The following is a 25,978-nucleotide window of genomic DNA, read 5'->3' on the forward strand; positions in this document are numbered from 1 at the left end:
ATTCAGCCCCCCAAGAATGATTTGCGGACTTCAGGATCAGCAAGCAGCGCCTGTCCCGTGTCGGTGAAGCGATTGCGGCCTTGCACGAGGACATATCCTTTGTCCGCGATTTCAAGAGCTTGGCGCGCATTCTGTTCCACCATCAGGATGGAAATGCCCGTTCTGGCAACCTCAATGATGCGATCAAACAGCTCGTCCATCACAATCGGTGACACACCCGCAGTTGGCTCATCGAGCATCAAAAGCTTGGGTTTCGTCATCAATGCGCGTCCAACAGCCACCTGTTGGCGTTGCCCACCCGAAAGTTCACCGGCCGATTGATTGCGCTTATCGCGCAGAATGGGGAACAGCTCATAGACCTGTTCCATCGTCTCACGGAAGTCATCGTGGCGAATAAACGCGCCCATTTCTAGGTTTTCCTCAACGGTCATTGAGGTAAAAACGTTCTGGGTTTGCGGAACAAACCCCATGCCAATGCTGACCCGCGCCTGCGGTGACATACTTGTAATGTCCTGCCCGTCAAGGGTAACAGAGCCCGTGTGAATATTGAGCATCCCGAAAACGGCCTTCATCGCGGTGGATTTTCCAGCGCCATTTGGCCCCACAATCACAACGATTTCGCCCTTATTCACGGTCAACGTACAGTCATGCAGAATATCGGCACCCGTGCCGTACCCGCCCGTCATTCCAGCGGCATTTAAGTATGGTTCACTCATTTTTTGGCCCCCACAGTCTTATTTTTAAGGCCCGTCCCGAGGTAGGCTTCGATCACATGCTCGTTGGCTTTTATCTCGTCCAACGTGCCTTGCGCCAAAACCTTGCCCTCGGCCATACAGATCACCGGCTCACAAAGACGCGCGATGAAATCCATGTCGTGCTCAATAACCACAAAGGTATAGCCGCGCTCTTTGTTGAGGCGGATGATCGCATCGCCAATGGTATTGAGGAGCGTGCGGTTGACACCCGCGCCCACTTCGTCGAGAAACACGATTTTCGCGTCCACCATCATCGTGCGACCAAGCTCAAGGAGCTTTTTTTGGCCGCCAGAGAGGTTGCCCGCTTTTTCGTTTTTCAAATGATCAATGGTAAGGAATTCAAGGACTTCGTCGGCCTTCTTAAGGGTGGCCGCTTCCTCTTGTGCGATCTGGCCGCGATGAAACCACGTGTTCCAAAGGCTTTCGCCCGATTGAGCGCCCGGAACCATCATTAGGTTTTCTCGGACGGTCATCGACGAGAATTCATGCGCGATTTGGAAGGTTCGCAGCAGGCCTTTTTCGAATAATTCGTGCGGCGGTAGCCCGGTTATGTCTTCGCCCCCCATCGTCACTTGGCCAGACGTTGGTGGAAGAACACCCGCTATAACATTGAAAAGTGTTGTTTTTCCGGCGCCGTTCGGTCCAATGAGCCCCGTGATCGACCCTTCGTTTATCGACAGACTTGCACCGTCCACAGCATGAAAGCCCCCGAACTGCTTGCGCAGATCTTTCACCTCAATCATATATATCCCCATCTGTGTCGCACCTTAAGAATGGGCGGCATCATGTTGAAACAGCTCGGAAATCAATCCGAGCTGTTCATAGTTTCTAGACGTGATTAACGGTATTTTGCAGTTGTGATTGCGCCGTCTTTGATCTCGATTTCACGGTAGTTACCAGCGCTTTCGCCTGGTCCGATGAGTTCAACAGCGGAGGCACCTACATAATCAATCTCGCCGCCAGCAGCGAGAATTTCCAACGCTTTGCCCAATTCACCAGGGTAGATTTTTTCGCCTGGAGCATTGGCAACCGTCAAGATGTGGTCTTTGAAATCAGCAGATTCCGTGGAGCCTGCGGATTGCATCGCCAACAAGATCAAAGCTGCCGCGTCATAGCTTTCGCCAGCGAAAGCGCCCGTGCCGTCAAAGCCGTTTGCCGCGCCAAGTTCCTGCATAACTGCTGCACCTGGGCTGTCTGTGCCTGGGTGTTGACCGAAAGAGCCGTTGATTTTGGAGCCAAAGTTTTTGATCAACGTGTCCGAAACCATGCCGTCAGGGAAGACGAATGTGTCGAACGCGCCCGTGTCCATGGCCGCTTGGATGATACCGGAACCGCCTTGGTCAACATAACCCGCGATCACAAGCGCCGCACCGCCAGCGGATGCCAAAGCACCAACCTCAGCAGAATAGTCAGCTTTGCCATCTTCGTGGGCTGTGTTGATTGTTACTGTGCCGCCAGCTTCTTCAAAGGCAGCTGCGAACGCATCCGCAAGACCTTTACCATAGTCATTGTTGGTATAGGTCACCGCTACTTCGTTGATGCCGCGATCCATAATAACGTTTGTCATTACAACGCCTTGGCGCGCGTCAGAAGGCGACGTGCGGAAGAAAAGACCGTTGTCTTCAGCTGTGGACAAGCCAGGGGATGTGGCGGAAGGGGAAACCATAACGATCCCGTTTGGAACCGCAACGTTGGCAAGAGCCGCGCCGGTTACACCAGAACAGTCACCACCGATGAGAGCTTTTACGCCTTCACTTGTGATCAAACGTTCTGCAGCAGCCGTGGCCGCGCCAGCGTCGATACAAGTCGTGTCGCCGCGCACGCCAATAACGGTTGTGCCATCAAGCAAGAGACCGGAGTCTGAAACTTCTTTGATTGCAAGTTCGGCCGCGGGGCCCATCTCTGCAACCATGGATTCGATTGGACCTGTGAAACCAAGGAACACGCCGAGTTTAATTTCTTCAGCAGATGCACCAGCACCTACGAGTACAGCAGCGGTTGTCGCCATCAGTAGTTTTTTCATATTATTCTCCCTTATTGGACTGGATCGTTCGCCCAGTTAATAGAGTGAGGTTATTCACCCATTTCTAAATAGGGAAGAGAAATATCCTGTTTTTTTGCCAAAATTCAGGAAATAGTCATAATAATAGGGGTTTCTCAAGACGGAATCTCAGACTCAACGATCCACAACATGCCCGTAATAATTTCAGATCGCGAAAAAACTAGGTCGCAGGCAGCTCGGCCTTCACGCCGCGTTCTCGGTAGGGCGTCGTGGCGTATTGTGCGCGATAGCATTTTGAGAAATGACTGGGCGAGGAAAACCCACTTGCAAGGGCCACATTGATCACGCTCATATCTGTTTGCATCAACAGGTTACGCGCTTTTTGCAGGCGAATTTCCATGTAAAATCGCTTGGGAGACCGGTTGAGATAGCGTTGGAATAAACGTTCCAGTTGGCGCGTGCTCATACCGACATCTTTGGCCAAAACGGCGGGACTTATGGGGTCTTCGAGGTTGAGTTCCATAGTCTGGATGACGTTGGACAGCTTCAAGTGCCGCACCCCAATTCGACTAGGAATAGACAGGCGCGGCGAATCTTTTTCGGTGCGGATTGAGGTATAGATAAGCTGGTCCGCGACCGCATTCGCCAAATGTTCGCCGTGCCCATCGGCAATAAATTTTAGCATGAGATCAATCGAACTGGTGCCGCCCGCCGTGGTGATCATTTTACCGTCAACAACAAAAACCGAATTCAAAACAGCGATATCTGGGAAATCTTCAACCAGCCCATCGTGGTGTTCCCAGTGGATCGTCGCCCGCTTCCCGTCCAATAACCCCGCTTTTGCCATCGTATAGGCCGCCGTGCACAAACCCGTCACGGAAGAGCCACGCCGACTTTCCTTGCGGATCCAATTAACCAGTTTTGGCGAGCTTGCCGCGCGAATATTCAATCCACCACACAACATAACCGAGTCGTCACGGCAAAGATCCTCAAGTCCGGCATCAACCTTGAAAACAACGCCCGCAGAGCTGATGACAGGCTGCCCGTCCACACTAACAACGCGCCATTCGTAGAGATTTTTGTCCGCCATACGATTTGCAATCCGAAGGGCTTCAACCGCACTGGCAAAGCACATCATTGTAAATTCGTTCATCAAAACGAACACGAAACGGCGTGGTTTCGCGTCCTTTGTTTCGATTATTTCTCCTTGGCGACTCATTGTCATCTAACACCGCACATAAAAAGCATCCTCGACCGAAACAGCTTTAATTGAGCGACGCAAGCATAGAGGCACCCCTTGAGCATAAAAAATGTCCTATTTTGCGGTTTTCGGGGGCTTTGGCCTGTTGGCATTTCCAATTCAGGCCGCCATAACTGTTTCACCTTACTTTTTTGGAGCAAAGACGATGACAAATTGGCAAAAATCTGACTGGCGTGCAAAACCACGGATTCAGATGCCCGAGTATACGGATCAGGCCGCGCTGGAGGCTGCGGAGGCCCAGCTGGCGAAATATCCACCACTCGTCTTTGCTGGCGAAGTGCGCACCTTGAAACATCAATTGGCAGCCGCGAGCCGTGGAGAGGCGTTTTTGCTGCAAGGCGGCGATTGTGCCGAAAGCTTTGAGCAATTCTCGGCGGACGGTATTCGCGACACATTCAAAGTGATGTTGCAAATGGCGATGGTGTTGACCTACGGCGCGAAAGTGCCGGTTGTGAAGGTGGGCCGGATGGCTGGGCAATTCGCCAAGCCTCGTTCCGCCCCAACTGAAACGATTAATGGCGTCGAATTGCCAAGCTACCGTGGCGATATCATCAACGATCTACCGTTCACGGCAGAAGCGCGAATTCCGAACCCGAACAAGATGTTGCAGGCCTATACTCAGGCTGCAGCGACCTTGAATTTGGTGCGGGCCTTTAGCCAAGGCGGCTATGCGGATATGCATCAAGTGCACGCATGGACTTTGGGCTTTACCGAGGCGGATAACGCTGCACGCTATCGTGATTTGGCGGCCCGTATCACCGACGCTTTGGACTTCATGCGCGCTGCTGGCATCACCACAGAAACCGCGCATACGCTGCATTCGGTGGACTTTTATACCTCCCACGAGGGGCTGCTTCTTGAATATGAAGAAGCGCTTTGCCGGATCGATTCGACCACAGGCTTGCCGATTGCGGGCTCTGGTCACATGATCTGGATCGGCGATCGCACCCGTCAACCTGACGGGGCGCATGTTGAATTCTGTCGCGGGGTTCAAAACCCGATTGGTTTGAAATGTGGCCCGACCACAACTGCCGAAGACCTCAAAGTATTGATGGAAAAACTGAACCCGAAAAACGAAGCGGGCCGTTTGACCCTCATCGCGCGTTTCGGGGCAGGCAGCGTTGGCGATCACTTGCCGCGTTTGATCAAAACGGTTGAGGAAGAGGGCGCCAATGTGCTTTGGACCTGTGATCCGATGCATGGCAACACGATCAAATCGACCACGGGCTATAAAACCCGTCCGTTTGAAAGCGTTCTGCGCGAAGTGCAGGAATTCTTTGCCATTCACGAGGCTTCTGGCACTGTTCCAGGTGGCGTGCATTTCGAAATGACGGGCCAAGACGTGACCGAATGTACCGGTGGTGTGCGCGCGGTAACGGACGAGGACCTTTCGGATCGTTACCACACCGCTTGTGATCCACGTCTAAACGCGAGCCAGTCTTTGGAACTTGCGTTTCTTGTGTCCGAAAAACTTGCGGAACGCAGCAGCAAACTGGCGGCCGCGAAAGCAAGCTAAGCGCTTAAAAGTAAAAAGAAAAGCCTCGCACTCGTTTTGAATGCGGGGCTTTTTTACGTGTTAAATCTCCAAATAGTCTCGCAAAATTGCAAGGCATTTTAGGGCAGCCATTGTAGACATACTCAGTCGTCAAAGGAAATAAGGCGCAGATTTGGACGCCCGACATCCTCTTTTGGCGCGGCAGCGAAGGTGGACTTCGCCTCTTCAAAACCGGGAATAACGTCGCTTGTGAAACTGGGTTGAGTGACCTCCATTTCGGCGGTTTTTTCCCGCGCGGAAGGAGGTGTCACAAGGGCGGTCGCAATTTGGGTGACCTTGCGGTCCGTAACCCCAAAGCGTCGTGGCGACCGACCGATTTCACCCTCGGTCACAAAACAGCCAAGCGCGCGGGTAATATCTCCCAAGTCACTTTTTAACGGCAGCAGAACAACTTTTCCGTGCAGGTCAGGTTTGCCAATCCCCGTATCCGCAGTCACCATAATCTCAACGATTTCAGGGCTTTGAAAGACGGCTTCCAGCGCTGCTCCAACCTCTTTGCGCGCGTCTGGTGTGAAAAAAGATGTGAACGGCATACCGCGCACTTCCATCCCCATAAGATCAGAAAGATGCGCACCCGCAAGGCGAAAACGCGCCATGCCCGGCGCGATCCGTTCAAGAATAAACGCATTCGAGAGGGCACTTTCAATGCCGCGTGGATTGACTTCGCTGCGCATTGGCACGGGTCGTCCCCCGCGCAGACCTTCCCAATAGGCTACAACTTCGTTTATGGCTGGAAAAGACACGGTCCGTTGAAACTCCTTAAGCCTAATAACGTTATTTTCTGATCTCATTTTCATACCACTACACCTTTTACAAAACGTCCCATCATCCAAACAAATTGCTTTGTGACAAACTGGGGTTATTGTTCCATGCGGTGGCCTCTGTTAACCTTATGTCCGCAATGATTACTCAAAAGTTAATATAGCCCCTTTGACCCGATTTGGGAGAGAATTCAGTAAATATGGTTAACTCAATGACGAGCTTTTCTGCCCAAACGGGGGGTGTAGGCCTATACGAATGGACATGGGACATGCGAGGCGTCAATGCCCGAGGGCTTGATGTTCGCCCAAGAGTTCCGGACTGGATTAATGGCCTAGAACAAGAAGTTAAGGCCAAAACTTCATCAAGGTTTTCACGCGGATCCATTCAGATATCCCTGAAACTAAATCGAATTGCTTCGCCATCCGAATTAACCATAAACCAAGAGGTGCTCGAACGCGTGATCTTGGCTGTTCAGGCGGTTGAAGCGGTGGCCGCGGCACAAAAATTAACCCTTTCGGGGGTTTCGGCGCTGGATCTGTTAACCCAGAAAGGCGTGCAAGAGGTCACGAAAGAGGCCGATAATCCCGAAGAATTAAAGGCAGTGATTCTGACTGACTTTGATACTGTGCTCGAAAGTTTCGCGCAAATGCGGGCCGTTGAAGGGGAGGCATTGCTTAAAGTGCTTTCTGAACAGATGGATCGCATCGAAGCCCTGACGATTGCCGCCGCCACCGAAGCCGAAAAACGCAAAGATGTGGTTGCCACGACTTTGACCGAGAATTTGCGCCATATCCTCAACAATGTAGATGGCGCGGAGCCCGATCGCGTGGCACAAGAACTCGCGATGTTGGCTGTTAAGGCCGATGTGACCGAAGAAATTGACCGCCTTCACGCCCATGTCGGGGCGGCGCGCGATCTTTTGGCCTCCGATCAACCTATTGGCCGCAAGCTCGATTTCCTGTCACAGGAATTTAACCGCGAGGCAAATACGCTGTGCGCCAAGGCCCAAGCGGTGTCCCTCACGCGGATCGGGCTTGACCTGAAGGCTGTCATCGATCAGATGCGCGAGCAAGTACAGAACGTGGAGTAAACATGACCGAAGATCTCGCTAAAGACCGCCGTGGAATCCTGATTATCCTGTCGTCCCCTTCGGGTGCCGGAAAATCAACGCTTTCGAAACGATTGATGGCATGGGATTCGTCGATTAAGTTCTCCGTTTCTGCAACAACACGCGCACCACGCGCGGGCGAAGAACATGGCCGCGAGTATTATTTTCACTCGAAGGATGACTTCCAAGCCTCTGTTGCAAATAACGAAATGCTTGAACATGCACAGGTCTTTGACAATTTCTACGGCTCCCCCAAGGCTCCCGTGATTGCCGCTTTGCAATCTGGTCGCGATGTTTTGTTTGATATTGATTGGCAGGGTGGTCAGCAGGTCCGCAATTCGGTTCGCGCCGAGGATGTGGTGTCGATTTTCGTGCTGCCCCCGTCCATTGCCGAGCTTGAAAGGCGCTTAATTGCGCGCGAGCAGGACAGTGCTGAGGTGATTGATGTCCGCATGAAACGCAGTAAGGACGAGATAAGCCATTGGGCCGAATACGATTACGTTTTGGTTAATCGCGATGTCGATCAGGCCGAAAACGACGTGCGCGCCATTGTCACCGCCGAACGTTTGCGACGGAGTCGCCAGATTGGGCTGGTGGATCTAGTACGCAATCTAAACACTGAATTTGAGGAACGCCCGTGACACTTTATGCCCTCGCAGACCGCGCACCACAAATTGATCCCGACAGCTGGATTGCACCCGATGCAAATATTATCGGCGGAGTCATAATCCGCGCGGGGGCATCGGTCTGGTTTGGCACGACACTGCGCGGTGACAACGAGGACATAACCCTCGGCGAGGGCAGCAATATCCAAGAAAACTGTGTTTTACATACAGATATGGGCTTTCCTTTGGTCATCGGGGCGGGATGTACAATCGGGCACAAGGCCATGTTGCATGGCTGTACCATCGGCGAAAACACGTTAGTCGGCATGGGCGCCATCGTTTTGAACGGGGCTAAAATCGGCCGCAATTGTTTGATTGGGGCAGGGGCCTTGATCACCGAAGGCAAAGTGATTCCGGACGGTAGCCTTGTGATGGGCGCGCCGGGGAAAATCATCCGTGACCTTGATGAGAAAGCGATTGCGGGGCTGCGTGCCAGCGCCCTTAGCTATCAAAACAACATGCGCCGATTTCGGGCGACTTTGACTGAAATTTAGGATTTTCCATGTCTGATTCCAATACACCGACTGAAAACCTCGTGCGCCGCACCCCTTGGCCCGAGACAATTTCGCGCGCGGTTGTCACGCCGCTCCAGCCCTCAGTGGTCTATGCGTCGCCGTCGCCGGACCGTTTGGACGACCAATACGAAGGCCGCGCCAAGGGCTATACTTATGCCCGCGAAGGCCACCCGAACGCCGATGTTTTGGCGCAGAAAATCGACCAGATGGAAGGCGTGCGCGGCGGCATTATCACGAGTTCGGGAATGTCTGCGGTTTCGGCAGTGCTGCTGGGCCTATTGCAAAGTGGCGATCATGTTGTCGCCGCGGATCAGCTTTATGGGCGTTCCATGCGGATGTTGACGCAAGATATGCCACGTTTTGGGGTCACCGCGACGTTGGCCGATCCCACAAATGTTGCCGCGATGCGCAAGGCCGTGACGCCCGCGACGAAAATGATCCTTGTTGAGGTTGTCTCGAATCCAACGTTGCGGATTGCCGATATGGAAGGGATTGCCGCCCTCGCGCAAGAGATTGGCGCGCTTTTGGTGGTCGACAATACCTTTACAACGCCGCGCGCGTATCGCCCGTTTGAACATGGCGCGGATGTGGTTGTGCATTCGGTGACTAAGCTTTTGGCGGGGCACTCGGATGTCACTCTTGGTTATGCCGTCGCCCACGATCCCGCCTTGCAGAAGAAGATTTACGACACGTCCGTTACTTTCGGGTTTACGGCGAGCCCCTTTGATTGTTGGTTGGCGGAGCGGGGCCTTTATTCGTTCAACCTGCGTTTTGACCGCGCCCAAGAAAACGCCCGTGCGCTTGCGGATCACCTTGCGACCCTGCCAAATGTGAAACGAGTTCTTTATCCTACACGACAGGACCATCCCGACCATAATCGCGCCACGGCAATCCTTGGGGAATATGGCTCAAACATGGTGAGTTTCGAGATCGAGGGCGGGCGAGCTGCGGCGAATGCCATGACTCTAGCGGCCCCAAACATCGCATTTGCGCCCACTCTTGGCGATATCGGCACAACCCTCTCGCACCCCGCCAGCTCGTCCCATCGGGCGCTGAAGCCAGAGGCGCGTGCGGCCCTCGGTATGAGTGAAGGGTTCTTTCGCGTGTCGGTTGGTGTTGAGGATATTCGCGTTCTTATTGACGAATTCACAACGGCCATTCATGCGGCGGCACAGGTCAATTGAGGCGGCGCGGATCACTGTCGTCGACGACAAAAAGGTCAAAATCTACACTCGGGCACAGGGACTGAATTTCGCGCATCACCAAATCGGGATTTGGAAGCTTCGGACATAGCGCACGAAAACGGCCTTTGTATTTATATTGCTCAAGTATGACAGCCAAATCAAGGGCATCAAACCCCTGTCCCAGAAGCGGGGTCAGGATAATATCGGGCTCAAAGGACTCAAGTAACCGCTGCGACATTTCGTCGAAACTTACGTAATGCAGACTCGGATCATCCGGCAAACTGCGCCCAGCAGAAAGCCAAGCAGCAGCGTCCCCGACAATCAATGTTACGGGTTCTTTTTCATTGTTGGAGATGTCAGACCTATCTCGTGTCACATTCTTAACTTACTGAGGTTGGCACCGTAATTCATGGAGATTCACTCGCTTAAATGGCCGTTTGTCACAATTAGTTCATTGATTAACAAGAAGTATAGGCAAAACTTTCAACAGGTAAATCGCATAATCGGTGTCGTTAGATTTACTTTTAACAAAACTTGAATCATCGTTGCGACAACGAGACCGCAGGACCCAAAAATGACAGACCAACATTCCGCAGCTCTTCTCGCCGGCGTACCTCTCCCAGCGGTGCTAATCGATACCCAACATATAGCGCGTGTTATCAACCCACTGGCCGTCGAACTCTTTGGAGCGGGACTGGAGGGGAGGCATTATATTACCGCTTTGCGTCAACCTATCTTACTCGATTGCGTTGAAAGGTGCGTGGAAAACACACGTGAAACGCGCGCCAAATTCGTCAAGACCACGACCACGCATGAGACTATTTTCGAGGTCGTTTGTCGGCCCGTTGAAATGGCCGAGGGGCAGGGTGTCCTCCTGACATTTCAAGACATTTCTTCGTTTGAGGAAGCAGGTCAAATGCGCCGCGACTTTGTTGCCAATGTGTCGCACGAGTTGAGAACTCCGCTCACAGCCCTCGCAGGGTTCATAGAAACCTTACGAGGATCGGCAAAGAACGATTCGGTGGCACGCGAGCGTTTCCTTGGGATTATGGATCAAGAAGCCGCCCGCATGAATCGCCTTGTGCGGGATCTTCTGTCGCTTTCTCGCGTAGAATCCCAAGAGCGAATCCGACCTGACGTGCAACTCGATATTGCTTCTGTCATCGAAGCCGTCATTGTGGCGCTGCGTCCCTTAGCGGAGGCCTCCGACGTAAGGGTTGCCTTTGACATGCCGACAGAGCCAATTCACCTGACGGGGGACAGTGATCAACTCCAGCAGGTGTTCAGCAATCTGATCGAAAACAGCATTAAATATGGTAAAAAGGGCGGTGTTGTCACGATTACTCTAGCCTGCGTCGCTTTTGAACCCAGTCTGCGCGGCCCCGCCGTTCTTGCGACCGTTAGTGACGAAGGCGACGGAATTAAAAGCCACCATTTGCCACGTCTGACCGAGCGGTTTTACCGTGTAGATGGCCATCGCAGCCGCGAATTAGGGGGGACGGGGCTTGGACTTGCGATTGTAAAACACATCGTGAATCGCCATCGCGGACGTCTGAGGATTCAAAGTGACGAGGGAAAAGGAAGCCAGTTCATCGTTATTCTGCCCATTTCTTAGAGAAACACGCCAAAGGTCGTCACTTGTCATAAAACCGTTACGTTCATGTCACAAAACCATTAACGAGCGCTCTTAAACAGCGCGGTGAGGGTCTTGCACAAGGAAGGCCCATAACTGACATTAAGGAGTTCCCATGTCATTTGTGAAATTCAGCGTATCTGCTTTGGCACTTGCTGCCGCTACGACATCTGCATCCGCTCGCGATCAAGTACAGATTGCCGGTTCCTCAACTGTATTGCCTTACGCTGCCATCGTGGCTGAAGCCTTTGGTGAAAACACAGACTTCCCAACACCTGTTGTTGAATCCGGTGGCTCTTCTGCTGGCCTCAAAAAATTCTGCCAAGGTCTTGGCGAAGACACAATTGACGTGGCAAACGCCAGTCGCCCAATCAAAGACGCCGAGATCAAAGCCTGTGCCGAAGCTGGCGTAACCGACATCATCGAAGTACGTATCGGCTATGATGGCATTGTATTTGCTTCCGACATCGACGGCGAAACCTTCGAATTCACCCCTGCCGATTGGTACAACGCTTTGTCCGACACCATCTTGGTTGACGGCGCAATGGTTGCGAACCCAAACACGACTTGGACAGACGTTAACGCGGCTTTCCCCGCGCAAAAACTCGCAGCCTTCATCCCAGGTACAAAGCACGGTACCCGCGAAGTCTTTGAGGAAAAAGTGATCCTTGCTGGTTGTGAAGAAACTGGCGCATTTGAGGTTCTCAAAGCTGCCAACGGCGACGACAAAAAAGCCGCTGAAAAAGCCTGTATGGCGATCCGTACCGACGGTGTGTCCGTAGACATCGACGGTGATTACACCGAGACCCTCGCACGCATCGAAAGCAACAAAGACGGCATCGGCGTGTTCGGCCTCGCATTCTATGAAAACAACACAGACAAGCTGCAAGTTGCAACAATGTCCGGCGTTGCCCCTTCAACAGAAACCATCTCGACTGGCGAATACCCTGTGTCGCGTCCTTTGTACTTCTACATCAAAAAAGCGCACATCGGCGTAATCCCTGGCCTCAAAGAATACGCTGAATTCTTCGTATCAGACGAGATCGCGGGCTCCGACGGACCCCTCTCCGAGTACGGTCTTGTAGCCGATCCTGACCTTGCCACAACTCAAGAATTGATCGCCACTGAAGGCACATTGGGGATGTAATCCCCCTTAGGAGCTGCCCAATCGTGGGCGGCTCCTTTCTTATTTGACGGAATGAATATGCCGGTATTTTGGATAATCATCACGATCCTTGCGCTCTCGGCCCTTGGCTATGTGTTGGGTAGAAAACGCGCCCTCGCGTCCGCCAACGGGAGTTCAAAGCTCCTCCATTCGCTCCCGATCTATTACGGGAGTTTCGCAGCAGGTACCGCCTTTCTCTCGGGGATTTTTGTTTTGCTGGCTTGGCTTTTCATCCAGCCATTCTTTGTCGAAAACGCAGTTAAATCCTCCCTAGAAAATCAACTCCTTGATGCGGGTGCCGCGAGCAGCTTGGTCCTAAGCGACGTGCACCGCATTGCTGACGGGCTTGATTCAGCCGTTGCACGCGGCGTGTTGGATTGGGAGGCGTCGCATACGCTTTCTGGTACACCAGAGGCGCTCAAAGACACACTCGGATCATACGGCGTGGCCGTTGGGCAAGCGGTCGAACCTGCGATCCTTGAGGCCGCACAAGAGATGCGCAAGCTAAGTGCAACCGGAAGGTTTTGGTTATCTCTCGCGAGCATTGGGGCGACCATTGCGGGATTGCTTTATGCTCTCCGCAAAATCACTAAGGATTTCCGCGCCCGCAACCGTGTAGAAGCGGCCATCAAACTGATGTTGATTTTTTCAGCCTCCATCGCGATTTTCACCACGGCGGGCATCGTGCTTTCCATGTTGTTTGAAACGCGCAATTTCTTCTTTCAGTACCCGTTCGTTCAGTTCTTCTTTGGCACCAATTGGGCGCCGAATTTTCGGGGGGACAGCGACCTTGGTATCCTGCCGCTCCTCTGGGGCACGCTCTATATCAGCTTCATCGCGCTCCTTTTCGCGGTGCCTGTGGGGTTGTTCGCCGCGATCTATATGTCTGAATATGCAGGCCCTAAAACCCGCGCCATTGCCAAACCTCTGATCGAAGTTCTCGCGGGTATTCCGACGATTGTTTACGGCCTGTTTGCTCTGGTGACAGTTGGCCCGATGCTGCGGGATCATTTCGCGCAACCTTTGGGTCTTGGTGAAAGCAGTGCGTCGGTGATGACGGCGGGGCTTGTGATGGGGATCATGCTTATTCCCTTCGTGAGTTCGCTGTCGGATGACATCATCAACGCGGTACCTCAAACCATGCGCGATGCCTCGCTTGGCCTCGGCGCCACAAAGTCCGAAACCATCCGCCAAGTTGTGGTGCCAGCAGCGCTTCCGGGCATTGTGGGCGCGGTTTTGCTCGCGGCCAGTCGCGCCATTGGCGAAACCATGATCGTGGTGATGGGGGCAGGGGCCGCGGCCCGCTTGTCGCTCAATCCCTTTGAGGCCATGACAACCGTGACCGTTAAAATCGTCAGCCAATTGACAGGCGATACCGACTTTGCCAGCCCAGAAACGCTCGTCGCTTTTGCGCTTGGCCTTACCCTCTTTACCATCACGTTGGGGCTGAATGTTATCGCCCTCTATATCGTGCGCAAATATCGGGAACAGTACGAATGAGCGATTTTTCAACCAACCGTCCATCGGCCTCGCTGTATGTGCAAACCGACCGCGTGAAAAAGCGCAACGCAGCCGAGAGACGGTTTCGCTATTACGGAATGGCAGCGATCAGTGTGGGCCTTCTCGCCCTCATTGTTTTGGTCACGTCGATTGTGAGCAACGGCGCGGGCGCATTTCGCCAGACCTTTATCACGCTGAATGTGGACCTTCTCGAAAGCAAGCTCGACAAATCCGGCGTGCGTGATTTGGAGGTGATGAAAAAAGCTTCAACGATCACCTACGCGCCACTCCTGACCACAGCCTTGTTGGAAAAACTGGCAGCAGCGGGCGTCACCGATCTGTCTAAAAAAGAAGCAAGCGGGATGATTTCCAAAGAAGCCCCCGCGCAAGTGCGCAATATGGTGTTGAGCAACCCAAACCTCATAGGCCAAACCATCACAATCAACGTTTTGGCGGATGGTCGGGTCGATGGCTATTACAAGGACCGCGTGTCGCTAGAAAGCGCGGCCTTAGATCAAAACGTCACGCCGGAACAACTCCTCGCCGCAGATGCTTTGAAGAAATCTGGCGATATAGTAACCCGTTTCAACTGGGGCTTCATCACAGCCCCCGACGCCTCGGACCAGCGCCCCGAAGCGGCGGGCCTTGGCGTCGCGATCTTGGGAAGCCTTTATATGATGGGGGTTGTGTTGCTTTTGGCTTTGCCTATTGGGGTCACGGCCAGCATCTATCTCGAAGAATTCGCGCCCAAGAACCGCTGGACCGACCTTATTGAAGTGAATATCAGCAACCTCGCTGCGGTCCCCTCGATTGTGTTCGGTATCCTTGGTCTGGCGATCTTTATTAACTTCGCCGGTCTGCCGCAGTCGGCACCAATTGTCGGCGGCTTGGTCCTGACATTGATGACGCTTCCAACGATCATCATCTCGACCCGCGCCAGCCTGAAATCCGTACCGCCAAGCATCCGCGACGCGGCGTTGGGGGTCGGCGCCAGCAAGATGCAAGCCGTGTTCCACCACGTGTTACCCCTCGCGGCACCGGGTATTTTGACGGGTACGATTATTGGCCTTGCGCAAGCCCTTGGCGAAACCGCGCCCTTGTTGCTGATCGGGATGGTCGCCTTTGTGCGCGAATTCCCGGGTGCGCCGCCAGAAGGCCTGTTTGATCCGGCATCGGCGCTTCCTGTGCAGGTTTATAATTGGACACAACGGGCCGATCCGGCCTTCTTTGAGCGGGCTTCCGGCGCGATTATCGTACTGTTGTTAATGCTGATTGTGATAAACGCAGGCGCAGTTATGTTGCGCCGCCGCTTTGAACGCCGCTGGTAGAGAGGGCGCAAAAATGAATGATATGAGAATGATGGAGAGAGTCGTGAGTGATCAAAAAACCAAGATTTCTGCGACGAATGTGCAGGTCTATTACGGAGAGACTCAGGCGCTTAAGGATGTAAACGTCGAGATCTCTGCCCAAACTGTTACGGCCTTTATTGGACCGTCGGGGTGTGGAAAATCCACCTTCCTGCGCTGTTTGAACCGCATGAACGACACGATTGATATTTGTCGGGTGGAAGGCAAAATCTTGCTGGACAATGAAGACATCTATGACGCAAAAGTGGACCCCGTTCAATTGCGGGCCAAGGTTGGCATGGTGTTTCAAAAGCCAAATCCCTTCCCGAAATCGATCTATGACAATGTGGCCTATGGCCCGAAAATTCACGGGATGGCCGCCAATAAAACCGAGCTTGACCAGATTGTCGAAGACAGCTTGCGCAAAGCCGCGCTTTGGGAAGAGGTCAAAGACCGTCTTCTCGCCCCCGGAACGGGCCTTTCGGGCGGCCAGCAACAACGTTTGTGCATCGCCCGCGCCATCGCGACCAGCCCAGAAGTGCTCTTGATGGATGAACCCTGTTCGGCGCTTGATCCCATTGCAACCGCGCAGGTTGAGGAACTCATCGACGAATTGCGCTCCAATTTTTCTGTGGTTATCGTAACGCACTCCATGCAGCAAGCCGCCCGTGTGAGCCAGAAAACAGCGTTTTTCCACCTTGGAAACCTCGTTGAATTTGGCGCGACTGACAGTATTTTCACCAACCCCGTTGATCCCCGTACGGAGGCCTATATTTCAGGCCGGATCGGTTAGGAGACCCCCATGCAAGAACAACACATCGTATCCTCGTTCGACCGTGATCTTGAAAGCATTCAAGCACTTATCATGAAAATGGGCGGCCTTGTTGAGGTGGCCATTTCCGATGCAACCAGAGCATTGGAAGACCGTGACGAGGAGCTTGCACAGCAAGTGCGACACCGCGACAAAGCCATTGACGCCCTCGAAGATCAGGTAAATTCCGAAGCGGCGCGTGTCATTGCGTTGCGCTCGCCCACGGCAACGGACCTGCGCACGGTTCTGACAGTGATGAAACTCGCGGGGAACCTTGAACGGGTCGGGGACTATGCCAAAAACCTTGGAAAACGTACGTCGTCCCTCGTTCAAATGCCCGATATTGACGGCGCATCCGGCGCAATCCGGCGCATGGGGCGTGAAGTGGAACACATGCTGCGCGATGCTTTGGACGCCTTCGTTCAACGCGACGTCGCAATGGCAGAAGATGTGCGCCGCCGTGATCAAGAAGTTGACCAAATGTACAACGCCCTGTTTCGCGAATTCCTCACCTTCATGATGGAAGACCCACGCAACATTACCGCCTGTATGCACCTGCATTTTATTGCAAAAAACATCGAACGCATGGGCGACCACACCACGTCAATTGCAGAACAGGTTATCTATCTTGTGACCGGTGAAATGCCCGCTGAAGAGCGCATCAAAGGATCAATGCCGTCCTATAATCTTGATTTGTAAAGGATTAATTGAATGTCCGCAGACAAACCATCCGTCCTCGTTGTCGAAGATGAGCCCGCACAACGCGAAGTCCTCGTGTATAATCTTGAAGCCGAAGGTTACGAAGTATTCAAGGCCGTGAACGGGGAAGAAGCCCTTTTGATGGTGCGTGAAGAAAACCCCGATTTGGTACTTCTTGATTGGATGCTACCGAATGTGTCTGGCATTGAAATTTGTCGCCGGTTGAAGTCACGGGCCGAAACCCGTGATGTACCCGTCATTATGCTTTCTGCGCGCAGCGAAGAGGTTGACCGCGTGCGGGGATTGGAAAATGGCGCCGATGATTATGTTGTGAAACCCTATTCGGTGGCCGAGCTGATGGCCCGCGTGCGCAACAATCTGAGGCGCACACGCCCCGCCGCCGTTGGGCAAACGCTAGAGTTTGAAAACGTTGTGCTTAATAGTGAAAGCCACAAGGTTTTCCGCGCCGGTCAAGAGTTGAAGCTTGGTCCGACAGAGTTTCGCTTGTTGGTGACCTTCATGGAAAAACCGGGTCGGGTTTACAGCCGCGAACAGCTCTTGGATCGGGTTTGGGGGCGCGATATCTATGTTGATACGCGCACGGTTGACGTTCATATTGGGCGCCTGCGCAAGGCCTTGAGCATCAAAGGTTCGGAAGATTTAATCCGAACCGTGCGCGGTGCAGGATATGCATTGGGATAACGCATTAGGGCAGGGCGCTTAAGGAGCGGCCTGCGTTAACACTGCTTTCGCAAGGCTGGTAAGGGGAAGCTCGCGTTCAACGGCCCCGATAGACTTCGCAACTTTAGGCATTCCATAAACCACACAACTTTCTTGATCTTGGCCATAGGTACGCGATCCGGTCTGCCGCATTTCGAGCAGACCATCAGCGCCATCCTGCCCCATGCCTGTCAAAATAACGCCTGTCGCACGCTTGCCAATATTTGTAGCCAGAGAGCGGAAAAGCACGTCCACCGAGGGGCGATGCCGCGACACGAGACCACCTTCATTCAAAGAAACGATCATTTCCTTTGAATTCAAAGGGTTGTACATAATTTCCATGTGATGAGACCCAGGCGCGAGGAGGGCGAGGCCGTTTCGCAGAACGTCTCCCTGCTTGGCTTCACGCACGTCCATGGGGGCGTATTTGTTGAGGCGCTTCGCAAATGGCCCGGTAAAAACCTCGGGCATATGTTGCACCATGACAATCGGTGGGCAATTGGACGGCATCCCTCCTAAAAGTGTTTTAAGAGCCTCTGGGCCGCCCGTCGAAGATCCAACACCAAGGACCGATAGAGAGTTTTCAACACGTTTTAGCTCTTTTGGATCAAGCGCGTAGCTTTTTATAGCGTCCGGGTTTTGAGCAATATTTCGAGATCTTTTTTGCAACTTTGCCAATGCTGCTCCGCGCACGGTGTCACATATCTGCATTTGTAAATCGGCCGCGTGACGCCCATTGCCCACCAATCCTTTTTCAATCACCCCCACAGCGCCCATTTCTAAGGCTTGCATCAGTAAATCGGATCCTTTGGTGACAATCGTTGAACACATCACGACGGGAATCGGCCGGTGGGCCATCAGGCGGCGCAGAAACTCAAGGCCGTCCATTTTTGGCATTTCAACATCCAAAGTAATGACGTCTGGCTGTAAACTATCGACCATTTGTTTGGCCTCGAAGGCATCCTTCGCACATCCAACCACCTCTAGGCGCCGGTCTTTTGATAGGATCATTTCAATTGCTTTGCGAAAAAAAGCGCTGTCATCGACAATTAGGACACGGTATTTGGGAAGGGAGACATTCATTTCCTCTATTCCTTTATAAAAATTGCTGGACCTACACGCTTGGTACCAATGGTTTCAATCGAAAGAACTTCAGTATGTCCAATCATCAGTATTCCACCGGGCCGTAGGCGAGAAAGTACGTGGTTAAAAACGCGCTGCTGGTCGTCCTTGTTGAAATATAACAATACGTTACGCAGGAGTGCTAAATCGAATTGAAGTGTGCTAAACAACGGCGGAGTCAATAAATTATGCGCTACAAAACTGGCGGACTCCAAAAGCGGCGAAGCAATGCGAAATTTTTGATTTTCGGTGCAATTCCGTTGCAAATATTTTGACTGATACTGCGCCGGAAGACCGCTGATTTCCTCTGCACTGAAAATTGCAGCTTTTGCGCGTGCGAGAATGGTCTTGGAAATATCGGTTCCAACGAGGTTTGCACAATAAGGAACGCCCGCATCCTCTTGAAACTGCGCGATTTCTATTGCTGTACTCCAAAGTTCGGACCCCAACGAGCATGCGGCACTCCAAACATTGAGACAAGAGGCGGGTTTACCATCGGAGAGCCGGTTTAGCCCCCCATTCCGGAGCCACTTAAAATGCGCAGGTTCGCGAAAAAAATCCGTAGTATGCGTTACGAGGCTCTCCATTAACGCGTGTTCTTCAACTTGATCGTCCTGAACGCGTCTGATGTAACCTTCAAAACTTTCGTCCCGATGAACACGCATCCGTCTGCGCACGCGCAGCGTTAGGAAGTCAACTTGATCAGGCGTGATCCGGTTACCAGACAAGCGTTCAGCAATCTCGATAAAGATTGCGGCGTGCTTCTGGGACAGCGGTGTTTGCGCAAAGCTGCGCCTTTGTACAACATTCATTCTTAGGTCCAGCAATTAGATTACGTCCGTACTCGCGGCGTGCAACTTGGTGGCCATAGGAGTGAACGAATTTCCCAAACGATTGGTAAATGGCCGTTTCCTTTATTATCTCAATTTTGCATATTTTTTTACGGGACATGGCATCACACTGATTAAATTGACCTAATTCGGTGAGTAAGCATTAGGAAAATTAAAATTCATTGCCGCAAGCAAGTTCAATGGTCCTGTTTTTTTTGCAAAGGTGTAAGCGAATCTTGTTGGGCTTTAGGGTAGGGCGCTCATCGCAATTCCTCCATCATCTTTTCGCGGCCCCTTTCATCTGGTGTCTTCCAGCCGAGGCATTTACGCGGAGTATTGTTTTGAGACGGTCACTGTTTTTTTGATATCGTGATCCGACATTCTTCGGATGTCTCGTTTGCGGAGCAGCAGACGTCTAGCCCTTGGATTGATGTTTTCAACATAGCCGTAGTATGCCGCGTTCTTAGGCAAGCATTCATCTAGGAAGCGATCACGCCGCAGTTCCCAGTAAATTGTTGATCGACAGCACTTCAACACGCTAGAAATCTCATCAACAGGAACTTTAGCGTGCTTCCAACATTCAACAGCCTAGAAGTTGATTGCTATGCAATCACTGAAAAGGACACCTGCTTTGTTCTGTGAGACTTAACTGAGCATAAGTCGTTCCCACACCGATTCCTCTTGTTAGATAAAATACTGTTTTCTAACAAAAGTCGAAGTTGGAGGTAGCGCGCTCCCGCGCACATCCATAAGGCGTATAATTGGTATTATGTTAAATTAATGGGCAGTCAAATATGCACAGATTGATTAAAACGTGTCTTTCTTATTAGAAACGCCTACCATGCAACTGCAATTCCACCCAACTAAACAGATAGCCGACAATTGATTGGAAATCTTTCAATTTCTCAATATAAGTTTCATTATGGGACTGAAAAAAGGTTTGTAGCTATGACATCTATTCTAATTCTTAACGGACCGAACCTAAATCTTCTGGGCACCCGCCAGCCAGAAGTTTACGGAAGTGAAACGCTCTCGGACGTTGAGAAAATGTGTAAAACCCACGGGCAAGCGCTTGATATCGATATCTCGTGCCTTCAATCCAACCATGAAGGTGCCCTTATTGATGCGCTCCATGCCGCCAAGTCCAAATTTAAGGGCGTTGTATTAAACGCTGGCGCTTACACCCACACATCCGTCGCCCTTATGGATGCCATCGCATCGGTTAGCCTGCCCGTGGTCGAAGTGCATCTGTCAAACATTCACGCCCGTGAAACATTTCGGCATAAATCCTTCATTGCCCCTGTGGCGTTAGGCCAGATTTGCGGTTTTGGCTCTCACGGATACATCCTTGCGATTGATGCTCTTGTTAAGCATTTGGCGGGTTCTACTGCATGAATTCTTATCTCGAAAGTCTCATAGAAGCCCAAACACTTGATGACCTTTGGGAGCTCCATGTCGCCCGAATTTCCGAATTTGGCTTTGGGAGAATGTTGTATGGATTTACGCGGGTTTGGGGCGATAACCGATTTGGCAATCCAGATGATATAGTGGTTTTGAGCAACCACCCCGAAGCCTACACCAACGGGTTTATTTTCGAGGAGCACTATGCTCGCTCACCGATCGCGCAATGGGCTTTGCAACATTCCGGCCCAATCAGTTGGAGTCGTGCCCAAATCCCGACCGGCCAAAGTCCTTTGACGAAGGAACAGCAAGAAGCCCTTGATTTCAATAAAGAAAATAATATTTTTGCGGGATATACGATTAGCTTTCCGAGCGACCGTTCTCGTGAAAAATCCGCTATGATTTTGACGGCGGACGTGGGCGTAACACAGGAAGAAGTTGACGCACTTTGGGAGACGCATGGCCGCACTATCAATGCGCTTTGTACCATTTTTCACCTAAAGGCCCAAAGCCTGCCGCACAGCTATTCGCGCAATCTGTTGACCAAAAGACAAAGAGAAGTTTTGGAATGGGTCGGCGACGGGAAAACCACGCAAGACATTGCAACCATCATGGGTCTCAAACCTGAGACTATAGAAAAACACCTCCGTTTAGCTCGTGAAGCGCTTGAGGTAGAAACAACAACACAGGCCGTTTTGAAAGCATCTTTTCAAAAGCAGATTTTTGTTGTAACAACCTAACATGTCATAAAGTTAGGTTGGTATGGTTTTCCATACTTTTAAACAGTCGCCAAACAGGCGATTAATGGTTTGTTCCGTGAGTGAAGTCTTTTTTGGCTAGGAGCAATTGGTCGGTCATACCTGCAATTACAGGATATGACCGACTATCTCGGGAAACCGAATTGCATGTCTTTGAGCGTATAGTCCGCAAAGAGTAGCTGCGACATTGTCTGGTTCTATCCCCAATTGGACCAGGTTTGACGGAGAAAACAGTGTGGTCCTGCCCGGATTGCGCTGTTTTTTTTGTGTCTAAAGTCCAAGTGTGTCTGAATCACAATGCAAAACGCCGGCCCATTGGGACCGGCGTTTCATACTTAAGACAGGAACGAAGCCCCCTGCCCTAGACCTTAGCCTTTGACAGTTTTCATAACTTCTGCTGCGAAATCTTCCTCGACTTTTTCGATGCCTTCGCCAACAGCGAGACGCACAAAGCCAAGGATTTCAACGCCAGCTTCTTTTGCTGCGGCTTCAACAGTGAGGTCTGGGTTCACAACGAAGCTTTGACCCAAGAGTGTAACTTCACCCATGAATTTAGCCATCCGGCCAACGATCATTTTTTCGATCACTTGCTCAGGCTTGCCACTTTCGCGGGCTTGCTCGACCAAAATCGCTTTTTCGCGTGCAACGAAGGCTGGGTCTAGATCAGCTTCGCCCAAAGATGCGGGGCTTGCGGCCGCTACGTGCATAGCAACCTGCTTGCCGAACGCTTCATTCTCGCCGCTCAACGCAACCAAAACACCGATGCTGCCCATGTTCGGGGCTGCAGCGTTATGGACGTAGGACACAACAGATGCGCCTTCAACAACAGACATGCGACGCACGTTCATGTTTTCGCCAATGGTCGCAACTTTGTCTTGGACAACTTCGCTGACGGGTTTGCCGTTCAATTCGGCCGCATTCAACGCATCAACGTCATTTACAGTCAGGGCAACAGTCGCAATGCTCGCAACCATTGCTTGGAAGTCAGCGTTTTTGGAAACGAAATCTGTCTCAGAGTTCACTTCGACAGCAACGCCTTTGCCACCGGAAACTGCGACGACAACAAGGCCCTCAGCAGCCGTACGGCCAGATTTCTTTGCAGCTTTCGCCAAACCTTTGGTGCGAAGCCAATCAACAGCGGCCTCCATAGCACCATCTGTTTCGACGAGCGCTTTTTTCGCGTCCATCATGCCTGCGCCCGTGGAGTCGCGCAGCTCTTTAACCATTGCAGCAGTGATCGCCATATCGGCTCTCCTAAAAAAATGTGTTATATAGGAGAACGCGCCAGAAATATGGCGCGTTCTATGTCAATTCAATGACCGTTGAAAAGAAAGTCTGCGGGCTTACGCCTCAACAGCAACTTCCTCAACGAGAGCTTCTTCCAACTCGCCCAAATCAACGCCAGCAGCGCCCATTTGTGCTGTCATACCGTCCAAAGCTGCGCGCGCAACAAGGTCAGTATAAAGCGCGATAGCGCGTGCCGCGTCATCGTTACCTGGAATGATATAGTCGATACCGTCTGGCGAACAGTTGGAGTCAACGATCGCAACAACTGGGATACCCAATTTGTTTGCTTCCGCGATGGCCAATTGCTCTTTGTTGACGTCGATAACGAAAAGCAGATCAGGAACACCGCCCATTTCGCGGATCCCACCAAGGCTTGCTTGGAGTTTGCCTTGCTGACGTTCCATGCCAAGACGCTCTTTTTTGGTGAGGCCTTCGCCGCCATTTTCGAGTTTCTCGTCAAAGGTTTTCAGACGGCTGATCGACGCGGACACTGTTTTCCAGTTTGTCAGCGTGCCACCAAGCCAGCGGTGATTCATGAAGTATTGCGCACATTTTTCTGCAGCTTCAGCAACAGGCTTTTGAGCCTGACGTTTTGTGCCAACAAAAAGAATACGACCGCCTTTAGCAGTAGTATCGCGCACAACTTGAAGCGCCTGGTCCAACATAGGAACAGTTTGCGTCAGGTCGAGAATGTGAATGCCGTTACGCGCACCATAGATGTAGGGACCCATCCGTGGGTTCCAACGAGGAGTTTGGTGGCCAAAGTGAACGCCAGCTTCAAGAAGCTGCCGCATGGTAAAATCAGGTAGCGCCATGCTATAAATCCTTTCCGGTTTATCCTGAGCGAAACCATTGAGGGCGTGTGCCCAACCGGTGGACTGTACGGGATTTCTCCCCGCACGGCCCTAGTTTCGCCTGTGAAGTAGCGCGCATTTAGCTCACCTTTCCTGAGTCTGCAAGTCCCCGAGGCCTATTTTCCCGTTTTAAGCAGGTGGATGCGCAAAATAAGCGAGAATTACGCCGAATAGGTGTATTCAACACGTCTTGCACTTTTATCGTCTTCACGCGACAAAGTGTTATGAACGCACCTTCCAAAACACCCGAAATTCTTACGATTGGTTCCGTCCTTTGGGATGTGATCGGCCGCGCGGCGTCGCATATGCGTATGGGTTCGGACGTTCCGGGCCGCATTACGCGCCTTCCGGGCGGGGTTGCGATGAATATCGCCATGACCCTAACACGGTTTGGCCAAACACCCGCGCTCCTTACGGCCATTGGCGAAGACAGCCAAGGGAGCGAACTTATGGAAGCTGCGCGTCAACTCGGGATCAATACCGACTATGTCTATCGCTCCGCCGACCTGCCCACCGACCGCTATATGGCGATTGAGGGCGCGAACGGGTTGATCGCAGCCATTGCTGACGCACATTCGCTCGAAGCGGCGGGTGACAAAATTCTGCGGCCTTTAAGCGACGGGCGTTTGGGCAGCATGGAGTCTCCTTATACAGGCTCCATTGCACTTGATGGTAACCTCACGCGCACATTGCTTGAAAATATCGCCACCAGCGCGCTTTTTGCCCAAGCGGACCTACGTGTTGCGCCTGCCAGTCCGGGCAAGGCAGATCGCCTACACCCGTTCCTCAACCATACCCGCGCCACTCTCTATGTGAACCTCGAAGAAGCGGGGCTTTTGTGCCAACACAGCTTTGATACCGCCGAACTTGCCGCCAAAGGCTTGCTTGCGCGCGGTGCGCGTCGGGTTTTGGTAACCGATGGTGGCAAACAGGCCTGTGATGGCAGCGCCGAGGGTCTGGTGATGGCATGCCCGCCCGAAGTCCTCGTGACGCGGGTGACGGGCGCGGGCGATACCTTTATGGCCGCCCATATCGTGCGCGAATCCCGTGGTGCCCCGCGGGAGGACGCGCTAAAAGCCGCTCTTCAAGCTGCCGCAATTTATGTTTCCGGAGGAACACCCTTATGAGCCTACCCATTGTCCTTGCCCCCGATGTTGCCGCCGCCCGCAAAGCCGGTGCGCCAATTGTTGCGTTGGAAAGCACGATTATCACCCACGGGATGCCCTATCCGCAAAACATCGAAACCGCGCGTCTGGTTGAGGATTGTGTGCGCGAAAACGGCGCAACCCCAGCGACAATCGCGGTGATGAACGGCAAGCTGCATATCGGCCTAACCGACGCGGAACTCACCGAATTGGCCACCGCCAAGAACGTCGCCAAAGTCTCGCGCGCGGATATCGCCGTGGTGCTTGCGAATGGCGGTTATGGCGCGACGACGGTTGCCGCCACGATGATCGCCGCCAACCTCGCAGGCATCAGCGTTTTCGCAACCGGCGGCATCGGTGGTGTCCACAAGGGCGCGGAATTGACCTTTGATATCTCCGCTGACCTTCGCGAATTATCCGAAACGGCCGTAACCGTGGTTGCCGCGGGGGCCAAGGCCATTCTTGACCTTGAGAAAACCTACGAAGTGCTTGAAACCCTTGGTGTTCCTGTGATCGCCGTCGGTCAAGATACCCTGCCCGCGTTCTGGTCCAGAACCTCGCATATGACAGCGCCCCTGCGGATGGATTCCGCCGCCGAAATCGCCCGCGCCCAGAAAATGCGCACATTGATGGGCCTTCCGGGGGGGCAGTTGATCGCCAATCCCATCCCTGCCGAATCCGAAATCGCCGCCGAGGTTTTAGCGCCCGTAATCGCGCAGGCACTTGCTGAGGCCAATGAACAAGGCATTTCCGCCAAAGACGTCACCCCGTTCCTTTTGGGCCGCATCTTTGAGTTGACGGAGGGCAAGTCGCTTGTGGCAAATATCGCGCTGGTGCTCAACAATGCGCGCCTTGCGGCTGAAATATCTGTTGAAATGGCGAAAACTTAGGCACTTCGTA

The 25,978-nt window shown here is 52.5% G+C and carries 26 protein-coding genes; 16 read left to right on the top strand and 10 right to left on the bottom strand.

The genetic code is table 11. The annotated features are described in order from the left end of the window. Window positions 1–2 precede the first annotated feature (2 nt). The 4 genes from AB9F26_RS06695 to AB9F26_RS06710 form a co-directional block, all read right to left on the bottom strand. Window positions 3–716, bottom strand: coding sequence for an ABC transporter ATP-binding protein (locus tag AB9F26_RS06695; protein ID WP_039003414.1), 714 nt, complete (start codon window positions 714–716; stop codon window positions 3–5). Next, complete coding sequence (locus AB9F26_RS06700; RefSeq protein ID WP_335585571.1) at window positions 713–1,498, bottom strand: ABC transporter ATP-binding protein; 786 nt, start codon at window positions 1,496–1,498, stop codon at window positions 713–715. The genes AB9F26_RS06695 and AB9F26_RS06700 overlap by 4 nt, the downstream gene beginning before the upstream one ends. Before the next feature lie 95 nt (window positions 1,499–1,593). Further along, window positions 1,594–2,778: an ABC transporter substrate-binding protein gene (locus AB9F26_RS06705; protein ID WP_335585570.1), complete on the bottom strand. Its 1,185-nt coding sequence runs from the start codon at window positions 2,776–2,778 to the stop codon at window positions 1,594–1,596. 199 nt (window positions 2,779–2,977) lie between these two features. Then, on the bottom strand, window positions 2,978–3,976 hold the full coding sequence (locus tag AB9F26_RS06710; protein ID WP_039003425.1) for a GlxA family transcriptional regulator: 999 nt from the start codon (window positions 3,974–3,976) through the stop codon (window positions 2,978–2,980). Window positions 3,977–4,163: 187 nt separating this feature from the next. Between AB9F26_RS06710 and AB9F26_RS06715 the strand changes: the two genes are divergently transcribed. Continuing rightward, window positions 4,164–5,534 carry a class II 3-deoxy-7-phosphoheptulonate synthase gene (locus AB9F26_RS06715; protein ID WP_369767664.1) on the top strand — a complete coding sequence of 457 codons (1,371 nt, stop codon included), beginning with the start codon at window positions 4,164–4,166 and terminating at the stop codon, window positions 5,532–5,534. Window positions 5,535–5,656: 122 nt separating this feature from the next. Here AB9F26_RS06715 and AB9F26_RS06720 read toward each other — a convergent pair whose 3' ends face one another. After that, window positions 5,657–6,370, bottom strand: coding sequence for a PAS domain-containing protein (locus tag AB9F26_RS06720; RefSeq protein ID WP_369767665.1), 714 nt, complete (start codon window positions 6,368–6,370; stop codon window positions 5,657–5,659). A 176-nt stretch (window positions 6,371–6,546) separates the two neighbouring features. On the opposite strand from AB9F26_RS06720, the gene AB9F26_RS06725 reads away from it, so the two are divergent. From AB9F26_RS06725 to AB9F26_RS06740, 4 genes are read left to right on the top strand one after another with little or no spacing between them, the layout of a single operon-like run. Continuing rightward, on the top strand, window positions 6,547–7,425 hold the full coding sequence (locus AB9F26_RS06725) for a YicC/YloC family endoribonuclease (protein WP_369767666.1): 879 nt from the start codon (window positions 6,547–6,549) through the stop codon (window positions 7,423–7,425). 2 nt (window positions 7,426–7,427) lie between these two features. Beyond that, on the top strand, window positions 7,428–8,084 hold the full coding sequence (gmk, locus tag AB9F26_RS06730) for a guanylate kinase (RefSeq protein WP_335585566.1): 657 nt from the start codon (window positions 7,428–7,430) through the stop codon (window positions 8,082–8,084). After that, window positions 8,081–8,602 carry a gamma carbonic anhydrase family protein gene (locus AB9F26_RS06735; protein ID WP_335585565.1) on the top strand — a complete coding sequence of 174 codons (522 nt, stop codon included), beginning with the start codon at window positions 8,081–8,083 and terminating at the stop codon, window positions 8,600–8,602. The genes gmk and AB9F26_RS06735 overlap by 4 nt, the downstream gene beginning before the upstream one ends. An 8-nt stretch (window positions 8,603–8,610) precedes the next feature. Then, window positions 8,611–9,807 carry an aminotransferase class I/II-fold pyridoxal phosphate-dependent enzyme gene (locus AB9F26_RS06740; protein ID WP_335585564.1) on the top strand — a complete coding sequence of 399 codons (1,197 nt, stop codon included), beginning with the start codon at window positions 8,611–8,613 and terminating at the stop codon, window positions 9,805–9,807. Here the strand turns inward: AB9F26_RS06740 and AB9F26_RS06745 are convergent. Then, entirely contained in the window at window positions 9,800–10,183 is a 384-nt protein-coding gene (locus tag AB9F26_RS06745; protein ID WP_335585563.1) for a hypothetical protein, read from the bottom strand. The genes AB9F26_RS06740 and AB9F26_RS06745 overlap by 8 nt on opposite strands. Window positions 10,184–10,381: 198 nt before the next feature. Here AB9F26_RS06745 and AB9F26_RS06750 point away from each other — a divergent pair, with 198 nt between their 5' ends. The 7 genes from AB9F26_RS06750 to phoB all read left to right on the top strand — a co-directional run bounded on the left by AB9F26_RS06750 (window position 10,382) and on the right by phoB (window position 17,663). Then, window positions 10,382–11,422: an ATP-binding protein gene (locus tag AB9F26_RS06750; protein ID WP_369767667.1), complete on the top strand. Its 1,041-nt coding sequence runs from the start codon at window positions 10,382–10,384 to the stop codon at window positions 11,420–11,422. Window positions 11,423–11,555: 133 nt separating this feature from the next. Beyond that, a complete protein-coding gene (locus AB9F26_RS06755) occupies window positions 11,556–12,587 on the top strand; it encodes a substrate-binding domain-containing protein (protein WP_335585561.1) in 1,032 nt (343 codons plus the stop codon). Window positions 12,588–12,644: 57 nt separating this feature from the next. After that, window positions 12,645–14,105 carry a phosphate ABC transporter permease subunit PstC gene (gene pstC, locus AB9F26_RS06760; protein ID WP_369767668.1) on the top strand — a complete coding sequence of 487 codons (1,461 nt, stop codon included), beginning with the start codon at window positions 12,645–12,647 and terminating at the stop codon, window positions 14,103–14,105. After that, on the top strand, window positions 14,102–15,433 hold the full coding sequence (gene pstA / locus AB9F26_RS06765) for a phosphate ABC transporter permease PstA (protein ID WP_369755690.1): 1,332 nt from the start codon (window positions 14,102–14,104) through the stop codon (window positions 15,431–15,433). The genes pstC and pstA overlap by 4 nt, the downstream gene beginning before the upstream one ends. Before the next feature lie 13 nt (window positions 15,434–15,446). After that, window positions 15,447–16,244 carry a phosphate ABC transporter ATP-binding protein PstB gene (gene pstB, locus AB9F26_RS06770; RefSeq protein ID WP_369767670.1) on the top strand — a complete coding sequence of 266 codons (798 nt, stop codon included), beginning with the start codon at window positions 15,447–15,449 and terminating at the stop codon, window positions 16,242–16,244. 9 nt (window positions 16,245–16,253) lie between these two features. Continuing rightward, window positions 16,254–16,961, top strand: coding sequence for a phosphate signaling complex protein PhoU (gene phoU / locus AB9F26_RS06775; protein WP_335585558.1), 708 nt, complete (start codon window positions 16,254–16,256; stop codon window positions 16,959–16,961). A 12-nt stretch (window positions 16,962–16,973) separates the two neighbouring features. Further along, complete coding sequence (gene phoB, locus AB9F26_RS06780) at window positions 16,974–17,663, top strand: phosphate regulon transcriptional regulator PhoB (RefSeq protein ID WP_335585557.1); 690 nt, start codon at window positions 16,974–16,976, stop codon at window positions 17,661–17,663. Window positions 17,664–17,681: 18 nt separating this feature from the next. Here phoB and AB9F26_RS06785 read toward each other — a convergent pair whose 3' ends face one another. Together AB9F26_RS06785 and AB9F26_RS06790 are read right to left on the bottom strand one after the other, a co-directional pair. Further along, window positions 17,682–18,764 carry a chemotaxis response regulator protein-glutamate methylesterase gene (locus AB9F26_RS06785; RefSeq protein WP_369767671.1) on the bottom strand — a complete coding sequence of 361 codons (1,083 nt, stop codon included), beginning with the start codon at window positions 18,762–18,764 and terminating at the stop codon, window positions 17,682–17,684. 5 nt (window positions 18,765–18,769) lie between these two features. Continuing rightward, complete coding sequence (locus AB9F26_RS06790; protein WP_369767672.1) at window positions 18,770–19,615, bottom strand: protein-glutamate O-methyltransferase CheR; 846 nt, start codon at window positions 19,613–19,615, stop codon at window positions 18,770–18,772. 966 nt (window positions 19,616–20,581) lie between these two features. Here AB9F26_RS06790 and aroQ point away from each other — a divergent pair. Beyond that, entirely contained in the window at window positions 20,582–21,028 is a 447-nt protein-coding gene (gene aroQ / locus AB9F26_RS06795) for a type II 3-dehydroquinate dehydratase (RefSeq protein ID WP_335585554.1), read from the top strand. Further along, window positions 21,025–21,774 carry a LuxR family transcriptional regulator gene (locus AB9F26_RS06800; protein WP_369767673.1) on the top strand — a complete coding sequence of 250 codons (750 nt, stop codon included), beginning with the start codon at window positions 21,025–21,027 and terminating at the stop codon, window positions 21,772–21,774. Before aroQ ends, AB9F26_RS06800 begins: the two co-directional genes overlap by 4 nt. Before the next feature lie 386 nt (window positions 21,775–22,160). Here the strand turns inward: AB9F26_RS06800 and tsf are convergent, their stop codons facing one another. Together tsf and rpsB are read right to left on the bottom strand one after the other, a co-directional pair. Beyond that, window positions 22,161–23,036: a translation elongation factor Ts gene (gene tsf / locus AB9F26_RS06805; protein ID WP_039003568.1), complete on the bottom strand. Its 876-nt coding sequence runs from the start codon at window positions 23,034–23,036 to the stop codon at window positions 22,161–22,163. A 99-nt stretch (window positions 23,037–23,135) separates the two neighbouring features. Next, window positions 23,136–23,894 (bottom strand): 30S ribosomal protein S2, encoded by a 759-nt coding sequence (gene rpsB, locus AB9F26_RS06810; protein WP_369755695.1) that lies wholly within the window; start codon window positions 23,892–23,894, stop codon window positions 23,136–23,138. Window positions 23,895–24,157: 263 nt separating this feature from the next. On the opposite strand from rpsB, the gene AB9F26_RS06815 reads away from it, so the two are divergent. Together AB9F26_RS06815 and AB9F26_RS06820 are read left to right on the top strand one after the other, a co-directional pair. Next, window positions 24,158–25,060: a PfkB family carbohydrate kinase gene (locus AB9F26_RS06815; protein ID WP_369755696.1), complete on the top strand. Its 903-nt coding sequence runs from the start codon at window positions 24,158–24,160 to the stop codon at window positions 25,058–25,060. Continuing rightward, window positions 25,057–25,968, top strand: coding sequence for a pseudouridine-5'-phosphate glycosidase (locus tag AB9F26_RS06820; protein ID WP_369755697.1), 912 nt, complete (start codon window positions 25,057–25,059; stop codon window positions 25,966–25,968). Before AB9F26_RS06815 ends, AB9F26_RS06820 begins: the two co-directional genes overlap by 4 nt. Window positions 25,969–25,978: the final 10 nt, after the last annotated feature.

Origin of the sequence: Falsihalocynthiibacter sp. BN13B15, from assembly GCF_041205415.1 — a bacterium.
Classification (GTDB): Bacteria; Pseudomonadota; Alphaproteobacteria; order Rhodobacterales; family Rhodobacteraceae; genus Falsihalocynthiibacter; species Falsihalocynthiibacter arcticus.

Bases quoted from the DNA above. Each gene is read 5' to 3' on its own strand.
- AB9F26_RS06695 (WP_039003414.1), bottom strand. From the start codon at position 716: ATGAGTGAACCATACTTAAATGCCGCTGGAATGACGGGCGGGTACGGC.
- AB9F26_RS06700 (WP_335585571.1), bottom strand. From the start codon at position 1,498: ATGATTGAGGTGAAAGATCTGCGCAAGCAGTTCGGGGGCTTTCATGCT.
- AB9F26_RS06705 (WP_335585570.1), bottom strand. From the start codon at position 2,778: ATGAAAAAACTACTGATGGCGACAACCGCTGCTGTACTCGTAGGTGCT.
- AB9F26_RS06710 (WP_039003425.1), bottom strand. From the start codon at position 3,976: ATGAGTCGCCAAGGAGAAATAATCGAAACAAAGGACGCGAAACCACGC.
- AB9F26_RS06715 (WP_369767664.1), top strand. From the start codon at position 4,164: ATGACAAATTGGCAAAAATCTGACTGGCGTGCAAAACCACGGATTCAG.
- AB9F26_RS06720 (WP_369767665.1), bottom strand. From the start codon at position 6,370: ATGAAAATGAGATCAGAAAATAACGTTATTAGGCTTAAGGAGTTTCAA.
- AB9F26_RS06725 (WP_369767666.1), top strand. From the start codon at position 6,547: ATGACGAGCTTTTCTGCCCAAACGGGGGGTGTAGGCCTATACGAATGG.
- gmk (WP_335585566.1), top strand. From the start codon at position 7,428: ATGACCGAAGATCTCGCTAAAGACCGCCGTGGAATCCTGATTATCCTG.
- AB9F26_RS06740 (WP_335585564.1), top strand. From the start codon at position 8,611: ATGTCTGATTCCAATACACCGACTGAAAACCTCGTGCGCCGCACCCCT.
- AB9F26_RS06750 (WP_369767667.1), top strand. From the start codon at position 10,382: ATGACAGACCAACATTCCGCAGCTCTTCTCGCCGGCGTACCTCTCCCA.
- AB9F26_RS06755 (WP_335585561.1), top strand. From the start codon at position 11,556: ATGTCATTTGTGAAATTCAGCGTATCTGCTTTGGCACTTGCTGCCGCT.
- pstC (WP_369767668.1), top strand. From the start codon at position 12,645: ATGCCGGTATTTTGGATAATCATCACGATCCTTGCGCTCTCGGCCCTT.
- pstA (WP_369755690.1), top strand. From the start codon at position 14,102: ATGAGCGATTTTTCAACCAACCGTCCATCGGCCTCGCTGTATGTGCAA.
- pstB (WP_369767670.1), top strand. From the start codon at position 15,447: ATGAATGATATGAGAATGATGGAGAGAGTCGTGAGTGATCAAAAAACC.
- phoU (WP_335585558.1), top strand. From the start codon at position 16,254: ATGCAAGAACAACACATCGTATCCTCGTTCGACCGTGATCTTGAAAGC.
- phoB (WP_335585557.1), top strand. From the start codon at position 16,974: ATGTCCGCAGACAAACCATCCGTCCTCGTTGTCGAAGATGAGCCCGCA.
- AB9F26_RS06785 (WP_369767671.1), bottom strand. From the start codon at position 18,764: ATGAATGTCTCCCTTCCCAAATACCGTGTCCTAATTGTCGATGACAGC.
- AB9F26_RS06790 (WP_369767672.1), bottom strand. From the start codon at position 19,615: ATGAATGTTGTACAAAGGCGCAGCTTTGCGCAAACACCGCTGTCCCAG.
- aroQ (WP_335585554.1), top strand. From the start codon at position 20,582: ATGACATCTATTCTAATTCTTAACGGACCGAACCTAAATCTTCTGGGC.
- AB9F26_RS06800 (WP_369767673.1), top strand. From the start codon at position 21,025: ATGAATTCTTATCTCGAAAGTCTCATAGAAGCCCAAACACTTGATGAC.
- tsf (WP_039003568.1), bottom strand. From the start codon at position 23,036: ATGGCGATCACTGCTGCAATGGTTAAAGAGCTGCGCGACTCCACGGGC.
- rpsB (WP_369755695.1), bottom strand. From the start codon at position 23,894: ATGGCGCTACCTGATTTTACCATGCGGCAGCTTCTTGAAGCTGGCGTT.
- AB9F26_RS06815 (WP_369755696.1), top strand. From the start codon at position 24,158: ATGAACGCACCTTCCAAAACACCCGAAATTCTTACGATTGGTTCCGTC.
- AB9F26_RS06820 (WP_369755697.1), top strand. From the start codon at position 25,057: ATGAGCCTACCCATTGTCCTTGCCCCCGATGTTGCCGCCGCCCGCAAA.